The sequence below is a fragment of the Aromatoleum toluclasticum ATCC 700605 genome (assembly GCF_000378245.1).
Taxonomy (GTDB): Bacteria; Pseudomonadota; Gammaproteobacteria; order Burkholderiales; family Rhodocyclaceae; genus Aromatoleum; species Aromatoleum toluclasticum.
In genome coordinates, this window is sequence record NZ_KB899495.1 from 369109 (window position 1) to 389320 (window position 20212).

18 protein-coding genes are annotated in these 20212 nt (G+C 66.3%); 14 read left to right on the plus strand and 4 right to left on the minus strand.

Annotated elements, in window-relative coordinates; genetic code table 11:
* The first annotated feature begins 156 nt into the window (after positions 1 to 156).
* From F464_RS0111105 to F464_RS0111165, 13 genes are all read left to right on the plus strand, one after another.
* Complete coding sequence (locus F464_RS0111105; protein WP_018989882.1) at positions 157 to 1992, plus strand: PEP-utilizing enzyme; 1836 nt, start codon at positions 157 to 159, stop codon at positions 1990 to 1992.
* 14 nt (positions 1993 to 2006) lie between these two features.
* Positions 2007 to 3134: a PEP/pyruvate-binding domain-containing protein gene (locus F464_RS0111110; RefSeq protein WP_018989883.1), complete on the plus strand. Its 1128-nt coding sequence runs from the start codon at positions 2007 to 2009 to the stop codon at positions 3132 to 3134.
* 13 nt (positions 3135 to 3147) lie between these two features.
* A complete protein-coding gene (locus F464_RS0111115) occupies positions 3148 to 3816 on the plus strand; it encodes a CBS domain-containing protein (RefSeq protein ID WP_018989884.1) in 669 nt (222 codons plus the stop codon).
* A gap of 47 nt (positions 3817 to 3863) precedes the next feature.
* The gene (gene ppcB, locus F464_RS0111120) at positions 3864 to 5285 is read left to right on the plus strand and encodes a phenylphosphate carboxylase subunit beta (RefSeq protein ID WP_018989885.1); all 1422 of its coding nucleotides are present in this window, start codon (positions 3864 to 3866) and stop codon (positions 5283 to 5285) included.
* Positions 5286 to 5300: 15 nt separating this feature from the next.
* Positions 5301 to 5810, plus strand: coding sequence for a phenylphosphate carboxylase subunit delta (gene ppcD / locus F464_RS0111125; protein ID WP_018989886.1), 510 nt, complete (start codon positions 5301 to 5303; stop codon positions 5808 to 5810).
* Between the two features lie 43 nt (positions 5811 to 5853).
* Complete coding sequence (gene ppcA, locus F464_RS0111130) at positions 5854 to 7314, plus strand: phenylphosphate carboxylase subunit alpha (protein WP_018989887.1); 1461 nt, start codon at positions 5854 to 5856, stop codon at positions 7312 to 7314.
* A 9-nt stretch (positions 7315 to 7323) separates the two neighbouring features.
* Complete coding sequence (gene ppcG / locus F464_RS0111135; protein WP_018989888.1) at positions 7324 to 7581, plus strand: phenylphosphate carboxylase subunit gamma; 258 nt, start codon at positions 7324 to 7326, stop codon at positions 7579 to 7581.
* 71 nt (positions 7582 to 7652) lie between these two features.
* Complete coding sequence (locus F464_RS0111140) at positions 7653 to 8999, plus strand: UbiD family decarboxylase (RefSeq protein WP_018989889.1); 1347 nt, start codon at positions 7653 to 7655, stop codon at positions 8997 to 8999.
* Between the two features lie 14 nt (positions 9000 to 9013).
* Positions 9014 to 9598 (plus strand): UbiX family flavin prenyltransferase, encoded by a 585-nt coding sequence (locus tag F464_RS0111145; RefSeq protein WP_018989890.1) that lies wholly within the window; start codon positions 9014 to 9016, stop codon positions 9596 to 9598.
* 118 nt (positions 9599 to 9716) lie between these two features.
* A complete protein-coding gene (locus tag F464_RS0111150; RefSeq protein ID WP_018989891.1) occupies positions 9717 to 10154 on the plus strand; it encodes a DUF120 domain-containing protein in 438 nt (145 codons plus the stop codon).
* Positions 10155 to 10170: 16 nt separating this feature from the next.
* The gene (locus tag F464_RS0111155; protein WP_232428887.1) at positions 10171 to 10722 is read left to right on the plus strand and encodes an NUDIX hydrolase; all 552 of its coding nucleotides are present in this window, start codon (positions 10171 to 10173) and stop codon (positions 10720 to 10722) included.
* A gap of 164 nt (positions 10723 to 10886) precedes the next feature.
* Positions 10887 to 12185 carry a phenylacetate--CoA ligase family protein gene (locus F464_RS0111160; protein ID WP_018989893.1) on the plus strand — a complete coding sequence of 433 codons (1299 nt, stop codon included), beginning with the start codon at positions 10887 to 10889 and terminating at the stop codon, positions 12183 to 12185.
* Positions 12186 to 12291: 106 nt separating this feature from the next.
* Positions 12292 to 13221, plus strand: a complete 930-nt coding sequence (locus F464_RS0111165) for a SphA family protein (protein ID WP_018989894.1) — start codon at positions 12292 to 12294, stop codon at positions 13219 to 13221.
* 43 nt (positions 13222 to 13264) lie between these two features.
* On the opposite strand, the gene F464_RS0111170 is transcribed toward F464_RS0111165, so the two are convergent.
* Entirely contained in the window at positions 13265 to 13483 is a 219-nt protein-coding gene (locus F464_RS0111170) for a hypothetical protein (protein WP_026295927.1), read from the minus strand.
* Between the two features lie 156 nt (positions 13484 to 13639).
* On the opposite strand from F464_RS0111170, the gene nudC reads away from it, so the two are divergent.
* Positions 13640 to 14461, plus strand: a complete 822-nt coding sequence (gene nudC / locus F464_RS0111175; RefSeq protein ID WP_018989896.1) for an NAD(+) diphosphatase — start codon at positions 13640 to 13642, stop codon at positions 14459 to 14461.
* 38 nt (positions 14462 to 14499) lie between these two features.
* Here nudC and F464_RS0111180 read toward each other — a convergent pair whose 3' ends face one another.
* The 3 genes from F464_RS0111180 to F464_RS0111190 form a co-directional block, all read right to left on the minus strand.
* Complete coding sequence (locus F464_RS0111180; protein WP_018989897.1) at positions 14500 to 15075, minus strand: hypothetical protein; 576 nt, start codon at positions 15073 to 15075, stop codon at positions 14500 to 14502.
* Between the two features lie 245 nt (positions 15076 to 15320).
* Positions 15321 to 17240 carry a B12-binding domain-containing radical SAM protein gene (locus F464_RS0111185; RefSeq protein WP_018989898.1) on the minus strand — a complete coding sequence of 640 codons (1920 nt, stop codon included), beginning with the start codon at positions 17238 to 17240 and terminating at the stop codon, positions 15321 to 15323.
* Between the two features lie 187 nt (positions 17241 to 17427).
* Entirely contained in the window at positions 17428 to 20202 is a 2775-nt protein-coding gene (locus F464_RS0111190) for a two-component system response regulator (RefSeq protein WP_026295925.1), read from the minus strand.
* Between the last annotated feature and the right edge of the window lie 10 nt (positions 20203 to 20212).

Consider the following 20212-nt stretch of genomic DNA (forward strand, 5'->3'; position numbering starts at 1 on the left):
ACGGCCGCGACACCCCTTCTTCCCACTCGGTTGGCATGTGATGTTGCTGCGTTGCGGCAGTGGCTGCTGGCACAGCGGTTGCGATGGCTGTCCGGCAACCGGCCGCGAAACGAGTCCGGCGAAACCCAAAAACTACACAAGCACGAGGGGACACACATGAAGTTTCCTGTTCCGCACGATGTGAAGGGCAAGACGATTCCGGGCACCGAGGGCTGGGAGCGGATGTATCCGTACCAGTACCAGTTCGTGTCCGACGATCCCGAGCGCAACCAGTACGAAAAGGAGACGTTCTGGTTCTACGACGGGCTGCATTACCCGGAACCGCTCTACCCCTTCGACACGATCTGGGACGAGGCCTGGTACCTCGCGCTGTCGCAGTTCAACAACCGCATCTTCCAGGTGCCGCCGGTGCGCGGCGTCGATCACCGCATCATCAACGGCTACGTCTATATCTCGCCGGTGCCGGTGAAGGATCCCGACGAGATCGGCCAGCGCGTGCCCAACTTCATGGAGCGCGCCGGTTACTACTACAAGAACTGGGACGAGCTCGAGGCGAAGTGGAAGACGAAGATGGAAGCGACCATCGCCGAACTGGAGGCGCTGCCGATCCCGCGACTGCCGGAGGTCGAGGATCTGAAGGTGGTGACCGACGGCGTGGGCGAGTCGACCGCCTATCACCTGATCAAGAACTACGACGACCTGATCAACCTCGGCATCAAGTGCTGGCAGTACCACTTTGAGTTCCTGAACCTGGGCTATGCGGCCTACGTGTTCTTCATGGATTTCACGCAGAAGCTGTTCCCGAGCATCCCGCTGCAGCGCGTGACGCAGATGATCTCGGGTATCGACGTGATCATGTACAAGTCCGATGACGAGCTGAAGGCGCTGGCGAAGAAGGCGGTCGCGCTGGAAGTCGATGACGTCGTGACCGTGCATCGTGAGTGGGCCGACGTGAAGGCGGCGCTTGCGGGTCACCGCCACGGTGACGAGTGGCTCGCGGCCTTCGAGAAGGCGCGCTATCCGTGGTTCAACATCTCGTCGGGCACGGGCTGGTTCCACACCGACCGCAGCTGGAACGACAACCTGAACCTGCCGCTGGACGGCATCCAGACCTATATCCGCAAGCTGCGCGAAGGCGTGGCGATCGACCGCCCGATGGAAGCGGTGCGGGCCGAGCGCGACCGCGTGACCGCCGAATACCGCGACCTGATCGACAACGACGAGGACCGCAAGCAGTTCGACGAGCTGCTGGGCTGCGCGCGCACGGTGTTCCCCTACGTCGAGAACCACCTGTTCTACGTCGAGCATTGGTTCCATTCGGTGTTCTGGAACAAGATGCGGGAAGTGGCAGCGATCATGCAGGAACATGGCCTCATCGCCGAGATCGAGGACATCTGGCTGCTGCGCCGCGACGAGATCAAGCAGGCGCTGTGGGACATCGTCACGGCCTGGGCGACCGGCGTGACGCCGCGCGGCACGAAGACCTGGCCCGCCGAGATCGAGTGGCGCAAGGGCGTGATGCAGAAGTTCCGCGAGTGGGCGCCCCCGCCGGCGATCGGGATCGCGCCGGAGGTGATCCAGGAGCCCTTCACGATCGTGCTGTGGGGCGTCACGAACAGTTCGCTCTCCGCGTGGGCTTCGGTGCAGGAGGTTGCCGACCCGGACAGCATCACCGAGCTGAAGGGCTTCCCGGCGAGCCCGGGCATGGTCGAAGGCAAGGCGCGCGTGTGCCGCGGCGCGGAGGAGATCCGCGACCTGCAGGAAGGCGAAATCCTGGTCGCGCCGACGACCTCGCCGTCCTGGGCGCCCGCGTTCGCGAAGATCAAGGCCTGCATCACCGACGTCGGCGGCGTGATGAGCCACGCGGCGATCGTGTGCCGCGAGTACGGCATGCCGGCGGTCGTCGGCACCGGCCATTCCACACGGGTGATCAAGACGGGCATGACGCTGCGGGTCGATGGCTCGACCGGCCTCGTGACCATCGTTCAGTGACGGGGAGACCAGTGATGGGAAGCGCTTTGATGGCCAACGACGTGCGTCTCGCCCCCGGCATCGACAGCGGGGCTCCGAAGGTGTGCTTCTTCGAGGACTGCAACAAGGATTCTGTGCCGCTGGTCGGCGGCAAGTGCGCCTCGCTCGGGGAGCTGATCAACGCAGGCATCCGGGTACCGCCGGGCTTCGCGGTGACCACCGCCGGCTACGCTCAGTTCATGCGTGAAGCCGGCATCCAGGACGAGGTGAACGCGCTGCTGCGCGGGCTCGATCACGAGGACATGGACAAGCTGGAGGCTGCCTCCAACGCCATTCGCCAGATGATCGAGTCGCGGCCGATCTCGATCGAGCTGGAGGACCTGATCGCCGAGGCCTATCGCAAGCTGTCGGTGCGCTGCTACCTGCCGGCGGTCCCGGTGGCGGTGCGCTCCAGCGCGACGGCGGAGGATCTGCCGGGCGCGAGCTTCGCCGGGCAGCAGGACACCTATCTGTGGATCCGCGGCATCGACGACGTGATGCACCACATCCGCAGGTGCATCTCCAGCCTCTACACCGCGCGCGCCATCGCCTACCGCATCAGGATGGGCTTCCCGCACGAGCAGGTGGCGATCAGCGTGGGCGTGCAGAAGATGGCGAACGCCTATACGGCGGGGGTGATGTTCACGCTGCATCCCTCGACCGGCGACCGCTCGGTGATCGTGATCGACTCGAACTTCGGCTTCGGCGAATCGGTGGTGTCGGGCGAGGTGACGCCGGACAACTTCGTGGTCAACAAGGTCACGCTGGACATCATCGAGCGGACGATCTCGACCAAGGAGATCTGCTACACGGCCGACCTCAAGCTGCAGCGCTCGGTGGCGATGGAAATTCCGATCGAGCGCCAGAACATCCAGTCGGTGATCGACGACGAGATCACCGAGCTGGCGTGGATGGCCAAGAAGATCGAGAAGCACTACGGCCGTCCGATGGACATCGAGTGGGCGATCGACAAGAACCTGCCCGTGGGCGGCAACGTGTTCGTGCTGCAGGCGCGCCCCGAGACGATCTGGAGCAACAAGCAGAAGGCACCGGCGACGACCGGGGCGACCTCGGCGATGGATTACATCGTGTCGAGCCTGATCGTCGGCAAGCGCCTGTCCTGAGGAGGATACCAAGGTGATCGTACGCAACTGGATGCAAGCCAACCCCGCAGTGCTCGGCAGCGACACGCTGCTGTCGGAAGCGAAGCGGATTCTGTCGGAAACCAACCTGCATGCGCTGCCGGTCGTCGATGACGGGCGGCTGCGCGGACTCGTGACGCGCGCCGGGTGCCTCCGCGCGGCGCACGCGGCGATCCGCAGCCAAAGCCCGGATGAGCTGAACTACTTCTCGAACCACGTGAAGGTGAAGGACGTGATGGTGCGCAACCCCGCGACCATCGACGCCAACGACACGATGGAGCGCTGCCTGCAGGTCGGCCAGCAGGCGGGCGTCGGCCAGCTGCCGGTGATGGATGACGGCCATGTCGTCGGGATGATCTCGGCGATCGAGATGTTCTCGCTCGCGGCGCACTTCCTCGGCGCGTGGGAGCGGAGGAGCGGCGTGACGCTGGCGCCGACGCGCATCGGTCCGGGGACGATCGGCCGTATCGCCGACATCGTCGAAGGCACCGGCGCCGAGGTGCATGCGATCTACCCGATCAGCCTCGGACCCAAGGGCGTCGCGAGCGGCGACCAGGAACGCAAGGTGATCGTGCGCTTCCATCACGCGGACACGGCCGAAGTCACGCACGCGCTCGCGGCTGCCGGCTACGAAGTCATCGAGTCGGTGCAGGCCATGCACTGATTCCCGTCACACAACAACTCCAACTTTCCCGCCAAGGAGACATCCGAATGGACCTGAGATATTTCATCAACCAGTGCGCAGAAGCCCATGAACTCAAGCGCGTGACGACCGAGGTCGACTGGAATCTGGAGCTGTCGCACGTCTCGAAGCTCACCGAGGAGAAGAAAGGCCCGGCGCTGCTGTTCGAGAGCGTGAAGGGCTACGACACGCCGGTCTTCACCGGGGCCTTCGCGACGACCAAGCGACTCGCGATCATGCTCGGCCTGCCGCACGACCTGACGCTGTGCCAGTCCGCACAGCAGTGGATGAAGAAGACGATCACCTCCGAAGGCCTGATCAAGGCCAAGGAAGTGAAGGACGGGCCGGTGCTGGAAAACGTGCTGACCGGCGATAAGGTCGATCTGAACATGTTCCCGGTGCCGAAGTTCTTCCCGCTCGACGGCGGGCGCTACATCGGCACGATGGTGTCGCTGGTGCTGAAGGACCCCGAGACGGGGGAGGTCAACCTCGGCACCTACCGCATGCAGATGCTCGACGACAAGCGCTGCGGCGTGCAGATCCTGCCGGGCAAGCGCGGCGAGCGGATCATGAAGAAGTACGCCAAGATGGGCAAGAAGATGCCTGCCGCGGCGATCATCGGCTGCGATCCGCTGATCTTCATGGCCGGCACGCTGATGCACAAGGGCGCCAGCGACTATGACATCACCGGCACGGTGCGCGGCCAGCAGTCCGAGTTCCTGATGGCGCCGCTGACCGGACTGCCGGTACCGGCGGGCGCGGAGATCGTGCTCGAAGGCGAGATCGACCCGAACAACTTCCTGCCGGAAGGTCCGTTCGCCGAATACACCGGCTACTACACCGACGAGCTGCACAAGCCGATCCCGAAGCCGGTGCTGGAAGTGCAGCAGATCCTGCATCGCAACAACCCGATCCTGTGGGCCACCGGCCAGGGCCGTCCGGTGACCGACGTACATATGCTGCTTGCCTTCACGCGCACGGCGACCTTGTGGACCGAGCTCGAGCAGATGCGCATTCCAGGCATCCAGTCGGTATGCGTGCTGCCGGAGTCGGCCGGGCGCTTCTGGACGGTGGTGTCGCTCAAGCAGGCCTACCCGGGGCATTCGCGCCAGGTCGCCGACGCGGTGCTCGGCACGAACACCGGCAACTACGGCATGAAGGGCGTCATCACGGTCGATGAGGACATCCAGGCCGACGACCTGCAACGCGTGTTCTGGGCGCTGTCCTGCCGCTACGACCCGATGCGCGGCACGGAGCTCATCAAGCGCGGCCGCTCGACGCCGCTCGACCCGGCGCTGGACCCGAACTCCGACAAGCTCACGACCTCGCGCATTTTGATGGACGCCTGCATTCCGTATGAATGGAAGCAGAAGCCGGTCGAGGCGCGCATGGACGAGGAGACGCTGGCGAAGATCAAGGCCCGGTGGCACGAGTACGGAATCGGAATCTGAGGAGGAGTCGGAGACATGGAAAAGGCCAAGAACATCAAGCTGGTGATCCTCGACGTCGACGGGGTCATGACCGACGGGCGCATCGTCATCAACGACGAGGGCGTCGAGTCGCGCAACTTCGACATCAAGGACGGCATGGGCGTGATCGTGCTGCAGCTGTGCGGCGTCGAGGTCGCGATCATCACGTCGAAGAAGTCCGGTGCGGTGCGCCATCGCGCGGAGGAGCTGAAGATCAAGCGCTTCCACGAAGGGATCAAGAAGAAGACCGAACCCTACGCGCAGATGCTGGAGGAGATGAACATCTCCGACGCCGAGGTGTGCTACGTCGGCGACGACCTGGTGGATCTGTCGATGATGAAGCGCGTCGGGCTGCCCGTCGCCGTCGGGGACGCGGTCGCGGATGTCAAGGAAGCCGCGGCATACGTGACGACGGCACGCGGCGGGTACGGCGCAGTGCGCGAGGTCGCCGAGCTGATCCTGAAAGCGCAGGGCAAGTGGGACGCGATGCTCTCGAAGATCCACTGATATCACCGAAGCGAACAGCATATTCCTCACCAAGGAGACAGACGTGGGAAAGATTTCGGCACCCCGCAACAACCGTGAATTCGTCGAGGCGTGCGTCAAGTCCGGCGACGCGGTGCGCATCAAGCAGGAAGTGGATTGGGACAACGAGGCCGGCGCGATCGTGCGCCGCGTGTGCGAACTCGGCGAAGCTGCGCCCTTCATGGAGAACATCAAGGACTACCCGGGCTTCAGCTACTTCGGGGCGCCCTTGTCGACCTACCGTCGCATGGCGATCGCGCTGGGCATGGATCCGGCATCGACCTTGCCGCAGATCGGCGCGGAGTACCTGAAGCGCACGAACAGCGAGCCGATCGCGCCGGTGGTCATCGACAAGCGCGACGCACCCTGCAAGGAAAACATCCTGCTCGGCGACGACGTGGACCTGTGCAAGCTGCCGGTGCCGCTGGTGCATGACGGCGACGGCGGGCGCTACGTCGGCACCTGGCACGGCGTCATCACCAAGCACCCGGTGCGCGGCGATGTGAACTGGGGCATGTACCGGCAGATGATGTGGGACGGCCGCACGATGAGCGGCGCGGTGTTCCCGTTCTCGGACCTCGGTAAGACGCTGACCGACTACTACCTGCCGCGCGGCGAGGGCTGCCCCTTCGCGACCGCGATCGGGCTGTCGCCGCTGGCCGCGATGGCGGCGTGCGCGCCCTCCCCGATCCCCGAGCCCGAGTTGTGCGGCATGTTGTCGGGCGAAGCGGTGCGCCTCGTGAAGTGCGAGACGAACGACCTCGAAGTCCCGGCAGACGCCGAGATCATCATCGAGGGCATGATCCTGCCCGACTACAAGGTCGAGGAAGGCCCGTTCGGCGAATACACCGGCTACCGCACCAGCCCGCGCGACTTCCGCGTGACCTTCCGCGTCGATGCGATCACCTATCGCAACAACGCGACGATGACGATCTCGAACATGGGCGTGCCGCAGGACGAGGGGCAGCTGCTGCGCTCGTTCTCCCTCGGACTGGAGCTCGAGAAGCTGCTGAAGAGCCAGGGCATCCCGGTGACCGGCGTCTATATGCACCCGCGCTCGACGCACCACATGATGATCGTCGGCGTGAAGCCGACCTACGCCGGCATCGCGATGCAGATCGCACAGCTCGCCTTCGGCTCCAAGCTGGGCCCGTGGTTCCACATGGTGATGGTGGTCGATGACCAGACCGACATCTTCAACTGGGACGAGGTCTATCACGCGTTCTGCACGCGCTGCAATCCGGAGCGCGGCATCCATGTCTTCAAGAACACGACCGGCACGGCGCTCTATCCGCATGCGACGCCACACGACCGCAAGTACTCGATCGGCTCGCAGGTGCTGTTCGACTGCCTGTGGCCGGTGGATTGGGACAAGACCAACGACGTGCCGACGATCGTCAGCTTCAAGAACGTGTACCCGAAGGACATCCAGGAAAAGGTCCTCAACAGCTGGGCCGATTACGGCTTCCGCGGCGCGAAGAAATAAGGAGCGGTCATGGCAAACAAGTGGGAAGTGTTCGTGATGGACCTCGCGGAACTGGCCGAGGGCAAGGAGCTGGAGCTGACGATCCGCACGCTCAACGACGGGCTGCACAAGTACACCTACCAGCGCGCGAAGGTGGAGGTGTCGAGCAAGCTCGACCAGTTCGCCGACAGCCTGCAGGTGCGGCTGGGGCGTGGTCAGTTGAGTGATCGGAAGTTCTCGATCCGCGTGATCGAGCGGGTGGAGCGCTTGCCGGCGCAGTACCGGTAAGCAGTCCGAACCGGGCGGGCCGCGAGGCTCGCCCGAAGCATCCACACATCATCGAACGGAACGCGAAAACGATGGCCTACCCCGACCTGCGCAGTTTCCTGGCCGACCTCGGCGATGACCTCCTGCACGTGCGCGACGAGTTCGACCCGAAGTTCGAGATCGCTGCCGTGCTGCGCAGCCTGCCGGCGGACGCGCCCGCGGCGATCTTCGAGAACGTGCGCGGCTACCCGGGCGCACGGGTCGCGGGCAACCTGTTCGGCGCCCGCCACCGTGTCGCCCGCGCCTTCGGCACCACCGAGGAACGCCTCGCGCAGACGTGGCTGGACAACAAGCAGCGCGCGGTTGCTCCGGTCCAAGCGAAGCACGCGCCGGTGCACGAAGTCGTACATGAATCCCCCGACGAGTTGCTCTCGCTACTGCCCATCCTGACCCATCACGAGAAGGACGGCGGCCCCTTCATCACGACCGGCGTGGTGCTGTGCACCGACCCCGCGACCGGACGCCGCGGCATGGGCATCCATCGCATGATGGTGAAGGGTGGACGCCGGCTCGGCGTGCTGCTCGCGAATCCGCCGCTGTCGCAGTTCCACGCCAACGCCGAAGCGGCGGGACGTCCGCTCGACGTCGCGATCGCGCTCGGGCTGGAGCCGGCGACCCTGCTCGCCTCCGTCGTGCGCAGCGGGCCGCAGGGGCCGGACAAGATGGCGATCGCCGGCGGTTTGCGCGGCGAGCCGGTCGAGCTGGTGCGCGCGCGCAGCGTGGATGTCGAAGTCCCAGCGCGCGCCGAAATCGTCATCGAAGGCCGCATCCTGCCCGGCGTGCGGGAAAGCGAAGGCCCGTTCGGCGAGAACACCGGCTACTACTTCACCAACGTCAGCCCGGTGATCGAGGTCACAGCGGTCACGCACCGCGACAACTTCATCTACCCCGGCCTGTGCCCGTGGTCGGGCGACGTCGACACCCTGCTCTCGCTTGCCGCCGGCACCGAACTGCTGGGCCAGTTGCAGACCATGGTCGCCGGCGTCGTCGATCTCGACCTCACCGGTGGCACCGCGGGTTTCTCGGCCGCGATCGCCGTGAAGGGCTGCCAGCGCCACGAGGTGCGGCGCCTGATCATGCTCGCGCTGAACCTCGACAAGCGCCTCAAGACCGTGACCGTCGTCGATGACGATGTGAACATCCGCGATCCGCGCGAAGTTGCGTGGGCGATGGCGACGCGCTACCTGCCCGAACGCGACACCGTGATCATCGGCGGCGCCGAAGGCTACGTCATCGACCCGTCATCAGCCGGCAGCAGCGCCGGCTCCAAGGCCGGCTTCGTCGCCACGCGCGGCGCCGGCCCCGAATTCGACCGCATCACCCTGCCCGCCGCCGCACTCGCGAAGGCGCAGGCCCTGCTCGCAACGCTGCGCAATTGATGGAGACACGCACCATGAGAATCGTCGTCGGCATTTCCGGAGCAAGCGGTGCGATCTACGGCATCCGCATCCTCGAAGCCCTCAAGCAGATCGGCGTCGAGACCGACCTCGTGATGTCGGACTCGGCCAAGCGCACGATCGTCTACGAGACGGACTACTCGATCAACGACGTCAAGCGCCTCGCCTCCTGCGTGCATGACAACAACGACGTCGGCGCGTCCATCGCGAGCGGCTCGTTCAAGCACGCCGGCATGATCATCGCGCCCTGCTCGATCAAGACGCTATCCGCGGTCGCCAACTGCTTCAACACGAATCTCCTCATCCGCGCCGCCGACGTCACGCTGAAAGAGCGACGCAAGCTCGTGCTGATGCTGCGCGAGACGCCGCTGCACCTCGGCCATTTGCGATTGATGACGCAGGCCACGGAGACCGGTGCCGTGCTGGTGCCGCCACTACCCGCCTTCTACCACCGGCCGAAGACCATCGACGACATCATCAACCAGTCGGTGACCAAGGTGCTCGACCAGTTCGACCTCGACGTCGACCTGTTCGGACGCTGGACCGGCAACGAGGAACGGGAGCTGGCGAAATCGCGTTGATCCGGCGACGTCTCCTTGTGGGAGCGGCTTCAGCCGCGAAGCAACGCCGATTCGCGGCTGAAGCCGCTCCCACAGAACCGCCCCGACGAACCGCACCCACGCAATAAGGATTCGCTACATGATGACCACCGCAACCCGCCTCGAACTCGAAGGCGAAGTCACGCAGGGCCTCGGCGAAGGCTCGCGCTTCACTGCGATCGACTGGGTCGTTGCCGAATTCCGCCAGAAGCTCGGTTTCATCCCCTGGCCCGGCACCTTCAACCTGCGCATGCGGGGCGGCGCCTGGGATTGGGCACGCGCGCACCTGCGCGCCGCCACGGGGATCGCGATCACACCGCGCGACGGCTTCTGCGCCGCGAAGTGCTTCGGCGTGAGCATCGCGGGTCACCTCACCGGCGCCGTCGTGTTCCCCGAGATGCCCGACTATCCCGACGACAAGTTCGAGATCGTCGCGCCGCTGCCGATCCGCGAGACGCTCGGGCTGCAGGACGGTGACCTTGTGAACCTGCGCCTCGATCTCTTCCATTCCGCCCGCGACGGCGCCGCGGCCGCCTGACCCTTCAAGGAGAACCATGATGGCCCACAAGTTCTGCCCGCAATGCAGCACGCCGCTGGTCCTCGCGAAGATCCACGGCCGCGAGCGCGAAACCTGTCCGGCGTGCGGCGAGACCGTCTTTCACAAGCCCTCGCCGGTCGTGCTGGCCGTGATCGAGCACGCCGAACAGCTGGTGCTGATCCGCCGCAATCTCGATCCGCTCGCAGGGTACTGGGCGCCGCCCGGAGGCTATGTCGAGCTAGGCGAATCGCTCGAGGGCGCCGTCGTGCGCGAGGCGCGCGAGGAGACCGGTCTGGAGGTCGCCGTCGACGGGCTGATCGGCGTGTATTCGCAGACCGGCGTGCGCGCCGTGATCCTCGCCTTCCGCGCGCACTCGGTCGCGGGCGAACCGGTTGCGGGCGACGACGCGGGCGAACTGGCGCTCATCGCGCCGGGCCAGCTGCCGATCCAGCCGTCGCCCGAAGGCGCGCCGCTGCTGGACCGCTGGTTCCACGAGGTCATCCAGGAAGTCACCGCACCATGGAAATGGGGGCGCCACACGAGCGCCAGGACAATGATGAGGAGATAACGATGACTGCCCCGACACCGCACCCCTCCGGCTGATCGCCCGCCGCCGCGCCAACGCGCGTACCCCCGACAACTCCGCAGCATCCGCCGTACGGCAATGCCCCTTCCCGAACCCGGACGGCATCGCCGGGGGGCGGTTCGTCCAGAATTTCGAGGAAGACAGTCATGGCGTATTTCGATCAGGTCACCGAAACCCTGCCCCGCGAACAGCTCCGCGCGCTGCAATTGCAGAAGCTGCAGGCGATGATGGCCGAGCTGTGGGGCAAGAACCGCTTCTACAGCGACAAATGGAAGGCTGCCGGCATCGAGCCGCGGGACATCCGCACCCTCGACGATCTCGCGCGCCTGCCGCTGACGATGAAGTCCGAGCTGATGGAGGACCAGGCGGCGAACGGGCCCTTCGGCACCAATCTGACCTACCCGGTCGAGCACTACACGCGGCTACACCAGACCTCGGGTACCACGGGCGTGCCGCTGAAGGTGCTCGACACGCAGGATTCGTGGGACTGGTGGGCGAAGTGCTGGGCGCACGTGCTCGCGGGCTCCGGCGTGGATGCGAGTGATCGCGTCTTCCTCGCCTTCGCGTTCGGCCCCTTCATCGGCTTCTGGGCGGCGCTCGAAGGCGCGCGCAAGCTCGGCGCGGTGATGATCCCGGGCGGCGGCCGCGATTCGCTGCAGCGCCTGGAGCTGATGCGCGAGACCGGCGCGACGGTGCTGTGCTGTACGCCGACCTATGCGCTGCGGCTTGCCGAGGTCGCGCGCGAACACGGCTTCGACATGAGCTCGATCAAGATGAAGTCGACGGTGCATGCTGGCGAGCCGGGCGCGAACATTCCGGCCACCAAGCAGCGCATCGAATCGTCATGGTCAGCGAAGTGCTTCGATCACGCGGGAGCTTCCGAGATCGGCGCGCATTCCTTCGAGTGCGAGCACCAACCCGGCGGCACGCACCTGATCGAATCCGAGTTCATCGCCGAAGTCATCAACCCGAAGACCGGCGAAGCAGTGAAGCCGGGAGAACGCGGCGAGCTCGTGATCACCAACCTCGGCCGCTGGGGTTTCCCGCTGATCCGCTACCGCACCGGCGACCTCGTCGAGGTGAATCTCGACCCCTGCTCCTGCGGCCGCAGCTTCATGCGCTTCCAGGGCGGCATCCTTGGCCGCGCGGACGACATGGTGACCGTGCGCGGCGTGAATGTCTTCCCGGCCGGCGTGGAGAACATCATCCGCAAGTTCGTCGAGGTCGACGAGTTCCGCATCACCGTCAGCAAGGTCAAGCACATGGACGAGATGGACATCGAGGTCGAGCTGTGCGAAGGCGCGGACCCTGCGGTCGTGCACTCAATCGCCGAACGCCTCGACTCGGTGCTTGCGTTCCGCCCGCGCGTGCATAACGTCGGACGCAACGTCCTGCCGCGCTTCGACATGAAGGCCAAGCGCTTCCACGTGAATCGCGCGGCCTGAGCCCGCTTCCGCAACACGTATCCGCAATGGCCCGGCCGAGGCCAGGGACGGCAACACCCCGATTCGGCCAACGACGGCATCGCACACAAAAAATCAAGGAGGAGGCATGAGACTCAAGCAAATCGGCGTCGCACTGGCCCTGTCGGGGCTGCTCATCGGCAATGCACTCGCGAAGGAAGGGGGTGACCAGTATCCGCACGGAAGCGAGAACTGGGTGGCGGGCGCACTACCGCCACCGGGAAACTATTTTCTCAACTACTTCGGCTACTACCACGCCGATAGCCTGCGCGACGGCGACGGCGACAAGGTTCCCGGCACCGGCGTCAGCGCCTGGTTCGATGCGATGCGCGTCGTCAAGGTCACGAACGCGAAGATCCTCGGCGGAGACTGGGCGGTACAGGCCATCCTGCCCGTCGTGCAGCAGAAGCTGACGCTCGGCGACAGCGAGACCGTCACCGGTATCGGCGACATGCTGTTCTCACCGCTCGTGATTGGCTGGCATGCCGGCAACCTGCACTGGGTCTTCGCCCTCGATTTCTTCGCCCCGACAGGCGAATACAAGTCGGGGCAGCCGATCAAGAGCATCGGCACCAACTACTGGAGCGTGGAGCCGGTCCTCGCGGTGACCTGGATTTCGGATACCGGATGGGAGCTGTCCGGCAAGTTCATGTACAACATCAAGGCGAAGAACAAGGACTTCCGCCCCGCCCCGGGCGCGCCGAAGATGGATTACGAGTCGGGCGACGAATTCCGCATGGACTACCTCGTCGGCAAGCGCTTCGGCCCGTGGGGCGTGGGCTTGTCGGGCTACTACGTGAAGCAGACGACCAACGACAAGCTCGACGGCGACACGATCTCTTCCGCGATCGGTCCGTGGTCGTCCGGACGCAAGGGTGAAGTCTTCGCGATCGGCCCCAGCGTCAGCTACACGACCAAGGGCGGCACCATGTTCATCGGCCAGCTGCAGCACGAGAGCGAGGCCGAGAACCGCTTCCAGGGCGACAAGGCCTGGTTCCGTCTGATCATGCCGTTCTGACCGCCCGACGCGCCGCTGCCCACCTCACGGGTGGCGCCGCGCCTCAGAACGGCAGGCGGCGCTTCGGAGGCTGGGCCGGTTTCTTCGCGGGCTCCGGCTTCACGGCCTTCACGGGCTTGCGCGGGAGATTCATCTCCTCGCGGGCGAAACGCACCTTGCCTTCGAGCACGCAGCCACGCATACCGGGCGCGCACACTGCGCCCTGCACACGCTGGCACACGCCATCGAGGTCGTGCGGACAACTCCATGCGCCGCTGCTCATGTCGAAACGCTCCCTCTCGTCGCCGAAAGGCCCACCATAGCCCAGGACGGGCGCCGTTCCCCTGAGCAATATCAATTCACGGGCTGCGCGGTTGCGCACCCGCGGTGCGCCGCGCATCATGACCGCAACATCCACCCGACGCCACTGCACGCCCCCATGTTCATGCCCGGACACCTCTCGCCCGACCCGCTCGCCGACGACGACCTGTGCTTCGTATTCCGCAACAATGCCCTGCTCGTGTTCGCCGGCGAGGGCGACACCCGCGTGCCGGCGCGCAGCGAGCCGGGCGGACTGGATCCAGCCGGCCCGCAGCACTACGTCGGGCAACTCGCCGGACGGCACTGCTACGCCGCCCCCGTCGCACAGGAAGCGCCGGCCCCGGAAGGCATGGAATGGCGCGACCTGCGCAGCCTGTTCGGCCGGCTCGACGAAACGGTGTTCGGGGTGGCGGGACGTGCGATCCAGATCGTGCAGTGGGATCTCACGCACCGCTACTGCGGCCGCTGCGGCACGGCAACCGAACCGCATGCGGGCGAGCGTTCGCGTGTGTGTCCGGGCTGCGGCATGGTCCACTACCCGCGCCTCGCCCCGGCGATGATGGCGCTGGTGCGGCGCGGCGACGAACTCTTGCTCGCGCGCTCGCCGCACTTTCCCGAAGGCATGTTCAGCGCGCTCGCCGGATTCGTCGAGCCGGGCGAATCGCTGGAGCAGACGCTGGCGCGCGAGGTACGAGAGGAGGTCGGTATCGAGATCGCCAACGTACGCTATTTCGGCAGCCAGCCCTGGCCCTTCCCGCATTCCCTGATGATCGCCTTCGTCGCCGATTACGCCGGCGGCGAGCTCGCGCTGCAGGCCGACGAGATCGAGGCCGCGGACTGGTTCACGATCGACCGCCTGCCGCGCCTGCCCCACCGCATGAGCATCGCGCGGTGGCTGATCGACGCGACGGTGAACGAAATCGCCGCGACGCGCGGCTGAAGCGCTAAATCGCCACCGTCGATCGACGACTACGACGCTCAGGCCGCGGCGCGGCGATCCGGGAAGTCGATGACCGCGTCGAGCAGGCGGCGCTCGGCGTACAGGGAGTCCTCCAGCCCGGCACGGCCGGTGCTGGCATACTCGGCCGGCACCTTGCCCGCCACTGCCGCGAGGTTGCCCTGTGCCGCGGCGAGCAGCTCATAGCAGGAAGCGGCGAGCGCCTCGACCCGGCGCGCACTCTGCGCATGCAGCGGCGAGAACGCGTCGTCGGACGATGCGGCGGGATCGGACTCCTGCCGCGACGCCAGCTCGGAGATCGCAATGTTCGCGGCCTCGCTCTGGATCTGGTAGATCCGCTCACGCAGCGCCACGAGGACCGTGTTCATGCGCGCGATGGTGCGCATCGTCGGCAGGCGCCGCGGCGCGCCCTCCCCGGCGCGGTCCGTCCACTGCGCGAGACCATCGTCGACGGTCGCGCGGGCAAGCTGCCACGCTACTTCGGCATTCAGGCGCTGATCCCACGCCATGTCGTTTGCCTCGGCCTGCCCGATCGGCGGGATGAACTCGTTCTCCAGATCCATCGCCGAGAGTCGTTCGGTCGTTGTCATGCTCATTGCTGTCTCCTCCATTGAAACCTGTCCGGTTGCGGTCTGATGCCAATTTGCCGGTCGATTCTAAAACCCCGTGATTGCAAAATTATTATCGAAATCAATGACATTTCCGATACCTCCCTGACGGTAGCGGCACTACCCGTTTTCGGGCCGGTCGATGAATCCGAATCGCCATTAGAACGTATTGCGCTGCGAAGGTTCGCGGCGTGATACCGGAATCCGGGCCCGGCTGAGCGTCCCGGATGACGTTAGCGCAAGGCCCGTTCGATGAAGTTGCGCGCCACGCGGGGGCGCGGGACGCGGTCGGCGAACCAGCCGCGCACGTCCTGCTCCAGGCCGATGCCGTGCATATAGTTGTATAGCGCCTTGTTGAGCGCCACGCCCAGCGCGTCGTGATCGACGCCGGTGGGGTCGATGAAGCGCACGTCGTTCTTCGCGAAGCTCACGGGCGGCAGCGGGACGAGCTTCACGCCGTATTCGTCCGGGTTCTGGCCGACCGGTGAATGCACCGTGCACGCGAAGCGGTGGAAGAAGCCGGACTGGATGCAGCCGGCCTCGAACAGCTGGCGCACGTATTCGAGCGCATCGACGGTGTCCTGCACGGTCTGCGTCGGGAAGCCGTACATCAGGTAGGCGTGGACGAGGATGCCGGCCTCGGTGAAGGCGTTGGTGACGCGCGCGACCTGGTCGACCGAGACGCCCTTCTTCATCAGCTGCAGCAGGCGGTCGGACGCGACTTCCAGGCCGCCCGACACGGCGATGCAGCCGCTCTCCGCGAGCAGCTGGCACAGCTCGGGCGAGAAGGATTTCTCGAAACGGATGTTGCCCCACCACGAGATCGCCACGCCGCGGTCGAGGAGTTCCTGCGCGAGCGCTTTCAGGGCCTTGGGCGGCGCGGCCTCGTCGACGAAGTGGAAGCCGGTCTGGCCCGTCTCGGCGATGATCGCCTCGATGCGGTCGACCAGGGTCTTCGCGCTCGCGCCGTCGTAGCGCGAGATGTAATCCAGGCTCACGTCGCAGAAGCTGCACTTCTTCCAGTAGCAGCCGTGCGCGACCGTGAGCTTGTTCCAGCGCCCGTCCGACCACAGGCGGTGCATGGGGTTGAGCATGTCGAGCACCGACAGGTAGCGGTCGAGCGGCAGGCCGTCCCAGGTTGGGGTGCCGACTTCGGCGAAGGCGATGTCGGCCTCGCCGAGGTTCACGTAGCGCACGTCGCCGTTCTTGCCCGTGTCACCCTCGGCATCGCGGAAAAAGGTGCGCACGAGGCGCGAACGCCCTCGCCCGCCCTTGAGGTGGTCGAGCAGCGCGAGGATGGGGCGCTCGCCGTCGTCGAGCGTCACGTAGTCGAAGTAGTCGAACACGCGCGGCTCGTTCAGCTCGCGCAGCTCGGTGTTCACGAAGCCGCCGCCCAGCACCGTGACGATCTTCGGATCGTGCGCCTTGATCGCCTGGGCGATGCGGAAGGCGCCGTACACCGCGCCGGGGAAGGGCACGGACAGCAGCACGAGCTGCGGCGCGTGGCGGGCGAGCGCATCGAGGGTGAGCGCGCGCAGCGTCTCGTCGACGAGGTTGAGCGGCTCGGCCAGCGCCAGCGCGAGCGGCTCGAAGCTCGCCTGGCTCTGCGCCAACGACTCGGCGTAGCGCACGAACTCGAAGCGCGGATCGACCGCTTCGCGCAGCACGTCGGCGACGTCGTTGAGGTAGAGCGTCGCGAGGTGGCGGGCGCGGTCTTCCAGCCCCAGCGCGCCGAAGGCCCACGCCAGCGGGTCGCCGCCTTCCGGGTCGATATACACGTCCAGCGATTCGAAGCGCGAGCCTTCGGGCAGGAAGTTGCGCCCGCAGATGCGGTTCGCGAGCGTCGGATCGCGGCCCTGCAGGAAGGCGATCGCCGGGCCGATGGTGAGGCGGTAGCGCTCGAACTGCGCGAGGAAGGCCTGCACGCGCGGGCTGCGCTCGCGCTCGGGCAGCGCCTCGATGCGCTCGCGGATAGCGGAGAGCCCGTCGCGCGACAACAGGCGCAGCACCAGCGCGAGCGCGAGATCCTCCTGCACCGCATCGACGCCGCGCGAACGCAGGAAGCCGGTGAGGTAGGCCGTCGAGGGGTACGGGGTGTTGAGTTGCGTCATCGGCGGGATCACCGACAGGACGCGCAGGGAAGTTTCTGACATGGCGGGCGGCGCGAGGCCGTGAAGCGGCTGGAAGCAGTCGCATTCTATGGGAAGGCGGTGCGTTGGGGGCAGATCGTCGGGGGGCACGATTCCGTGGGAGCGGCTTCAGCCGCGAATCAACCGGCGGGGCTCGCCAGGCGCCGATTCGCGGCTGAAGCCGCTCCCACGGTCATATGCCGAGCACGCCTCAGTGCAGCCGGGTGGCCGGCGACAGCGGCATGCATCCGCCGTTGCGCATCAGGTTCGCGAAGTCGGCCGCGGGAAGCGGGCGGCTGTACAGGTAGCCCTGCATCTCGTCGCAGCGATGGCGGCGCAGGAAGTCGAGCTGCGCTTCCGTCTCGACCCCTTCGGCAACGACGGTCTGGTTGAGGCTGTGGGCGAGCGAGATGACCATGCGCGCGATCGCCGCGTCTTCCGACGAAGTCGTGAGGTCGGCGACGAAGGACTGGTCGATCTTGACGCTGTCGATTAGGAAGCGTTTGAGGTAGTTCAGGCTGGAATAGCCGGTGCCGAAGTCGTCGAGCGAGACCAGCACGCCGATGTCCTTGAGCGTGCGCAGGATCACGATGGTCCGCTCCGGGTTGCTCATGACGCCGCTCTCGGTGACTTCGAGATGCAGCTGCCGCGCAGGGACGTCGCTCGCGCGCAAGGCCTCGTCCAGCACGCCGACGAGATCCTCCTGCTGGAATTGCCGCGCCGAGACATTGACCGCGACGCTGACGCCCGTCAGCCCCTCCTCGCGCCAGGCCTTCAACTGGCGGCACGCGGTGTTGATGACCCATTCGCCGATCGGCACGATGAGCCCCGTTTCCTCGGCCAGCGGGATGAAATCGGCCGGCGACACCATGCCCAGGATCGGATGGCGCCAGCGGATCAGCGCCTCGGCGCCGACCACACGCCCATTGGCGAGCTCGACCTTGGGCTGGTAGTGCAGCTCCAGCTCGCCCTGGTCGAGCGCCCGGCGCAGGCCGTTTTCGAGTTCCAGTCGTTCGAGCATGCGCGCGTTCATCTCCGGCGCGTAGAAGCGGAAGTCGTTGCGCCCCTGTTCCTTGGCACGGTACATCGCGACGTCGGCGTTCTTCACCAGCGCGGCCGCGGACTCGCCGTCGCGCGGGTACAACGCGACGCCGAGGCTGCCGGTGACGACCATCTCATGGCCCGACAGCTTCATCGGCGCCGACACGGCCTGCAGCACCTTGGACGCGAGCGACGCGGCGTCGCTTTCGGCCCACAACTCGGACATCACGATCATGAACTCGTCGCCCCCGAGGCGCGCGACGGTGTCGCCCTGGCGCACGCAGGCCGCGAGCCGTCGCCCCACCTCGCAGATCAGTTCGTCGCCGACGGCGTGGCCGAGGCTGTCGTTGATCAGCTTGAAACGGTCGATGTCGAGCAGCATCACGGCCACCCCGCCGGCGTTGCGCTGCGCGTGGATCATCGCCTGCTGCAGGCGGTCGTTGAGCAGGTTGCGGTTGGCGAGCCCGGTCAGCGCATCGTGGTTGGCCTGTTGTTCGAGTTCCGCCTCGTAGCGTTTGCGGTCGGTGAGGTCGTTGAAGATCGAGATGAAGTGCGACACCCGCCCGCTCGGGTCGTGCATCGATGCGAGCGAGACTTCGTTCCAGAACAGCGAACCGTCCTTGCGGTAGCAGCGCAGCGTCACCCGCGCATCGCGCCCGCGGCGCACGGCCTCGCGCAGGCGTTCGATGTCGGGCTGGTCCCAGTCGCTGCCGATCAGCAGGCGCGTGTTGCGGCCGACGATCTCCTCGGGCGCATAGCCGGTCATCAGGGTGAAGGCCGGGTTCACGTAGAGCACCGGGTTGTCGGCGTCGCGGTCGGCGGCACTGATCACGATGGCGTTGATGCTTTCGTCGATCGCGCGGTTGCGCAGGCGCAGCGTCTCCTCGGTGCGCTGCTGCACGACACGCGCGCGCAGCGTGTGGATGCCGTAGGCAATGTCGTCGGCGAGTTCGCCGAGGAGGTCGAGTTCGTCCGTATCGAAGGCTTGCTTCTCGCGCGTGACGATGCACAGCACGCCGAAGGCCTCATTCTCGAACACGAGCGGCAGCACCGCGGTGGCCTGGTAGCCGCGCCCGAGCGCCGCCTCACGCCAGCGCCCGACGCGCGGGTCGGTCGCGATGTCGTGCACGACCTGCGGTTCGCGTGTGCGCACCGCCTCGCCCACCGGGCCGTTGCCGCAGGCGTTGTCGCCCCACGAGAAGCGGAAGGATTTCAGCAGGGCGGCCCCTTCGCCCGCGGCGGCGACCGTCTCGACGGTGCAGTCGGCGTCGTGCCACGCGAGGCTCACCCACGCGATGCCGTAGTTGCCGATCTCGACGAGGAAGCGGCACATGTCGGCGAGCAGCCGCCGCTCGTCGGTGGCGCGCACCAGCGTGCGGTTGCACTCGGCCATCACCTTGCGCGCGCGCAGCACGCGCCGCAACTGCTTCTCGGCGAGCTTGCGGGTTTCGACCTCGCCTGCGAGATCCGCCGCGCGGCGCTCGAGCTCCTCGGCCTTCGCGGCGAGCTTGTCGGTGAGCACGCGCAGATGCTCGCGCTCGAATTCGCTGTCGCTCGCGGGCGGGCTTTCCTTCGCGGCCTCGGCGAGCACTTCGTTCATGGTCCGGACGATCTCGTCCGGGTTGCAGGGTTTCACGAGGATGCGCGACACGCCGAGGATGCCGGCGAGGTTGCGCACTTCGCGTTCCTGGTAGTTGGCGGTGTAGAAGATCACGCGCGTGTGGGCGATCTCGGGGTCGGCGCGCAGCCGGCGCACGAACTCGTAACCGTCGACGTTGGGCATGAGGATGTCGCAGATGACCAGCTGCGGACGCTGCGCCCGCACAATGGCGAGCCCCTCGGCGCCGTCGCCCGCCTCGAAGGCCTCATGCCCCTCATAGCCGGCCAGGGCCACGATGAGTTCGCGATTCACGGCATGGTCGTCTATGACAAGGATCTTCGCCATCGGCATGCAT

Excerpts from the sequence above, each read along its gene's own strand:
- F464_RS0111105 (WP_018989882.1), top strand. The coding sequence starts at position 157 with ATGAAGTTTCCTGTTCCGCACGATGTGAAGGGCAAGACGATTCCGGGC.
- F464_RS0111110 (WP_018989883.1), top strand. The coding sequence starts at position 2,007 with ATGGGAAGCGCTTTGATGGCCAACGACGTGCGTCTCGCCCCCGGCATC.
- ppcB (WP_018989885.1), top strand. The coding sequence starts at position 3,864 with ATGGACCTGAGATATTTCATCAACCAGTGCGCAGAAGCCCATGAACTC.
- ppcD (WP_018989886.1), top strand. The coding sequence starts at position 5,301 with ATGGAAAAGGCCAAGAACATCAAGCTGGTGATCCTCGACGTCGACGGG.
- ppcG (WP_018989888.1), top strand. The coding sequence starts at position 7,324 with ATGGCAAACAAGTGGGAAGTGTTCGTGATGGACCTCGCGGAACTGGCC.
- F464_RS0111140 (WP_018989889.1), top strand. The coding sequence starts at position 7,653 with ATGGCCTACCCCGACCTGCGCAGTTTCCTGGCCGACCTCGGCGATGAC.
- F464_RS0111145 (WP_018989890.1), top strand. The coding sequence starts at position 9,014 with ATGAGAATCGTCGTCGGCATTTCCGGAGCAAGCGGTGCGATCTACGGC.
- F464_RS0111150 (WP_018989891.1), top strand. The coding sequence starts at position 9,717 with ATGATGACCACCGCAACCCGCCTCGAACTCGAAGGCGAAGTCACGCAG.
- F464_RS0111155 (WP_232428887.1), top strand. The coding sequence starts at position 10,171 with ATGATGGCCCACAAGTTCTGCCCGCAATGCAGCACGCCGCTGGTCCTC.
- F464_RS0111160 (WP_018989893.1), top strand. The coding sequence starts at position 10,887 with ATGGCGTATTTCGATCAGGTCACCGAAACCCTGCCCCGCGAACAGCTC.
- F464_RS0111165 (WP_018989894.1), top strand. The coding sequence starts at position 12,292 with ATGAGACTCAAGCAAATCGGCGTCGCACTGGCCCTGTCGGGGCTGCTC.
- F464_RS0111170 (WP_026295927.1), bottom strand. The coding sequence starts at position 13,483 with ATGAGCAGCGGCGCATGGAGTTGTCCGCACGACCTCGATGGCGTGTGC.
- nudC (WP_018989896.1), top strand. The coding sequence starts at position 13,640 with ATGTTCATGCCCGGACACCTCTCGCCCGACCCGCTCGCCGACGACGAC.
- F464_RS0111180 (WP_018989897.1), bottom strand. The coding sequence starts at position 15,075 with ATGAGCATGACAACGACCGAACGACTCTCGGCGATGGATCTGGAGAAC.
- F464_RS0111185 (WP_018989898.1), bottom strand. The coding sequence starts at position 17,240 with ATGTCAGAAACTTCCCTGCGCGTCCTGTCGGTGATCCCGCCGATGACG.
- F464_RS0111190 (WP_026295925.1), bottom strand. The coding sequence starts at position 20,202 with ATGGCGAAGATCCTTGTCATAGACGACCATGCCGTGAATCGCGAACTC.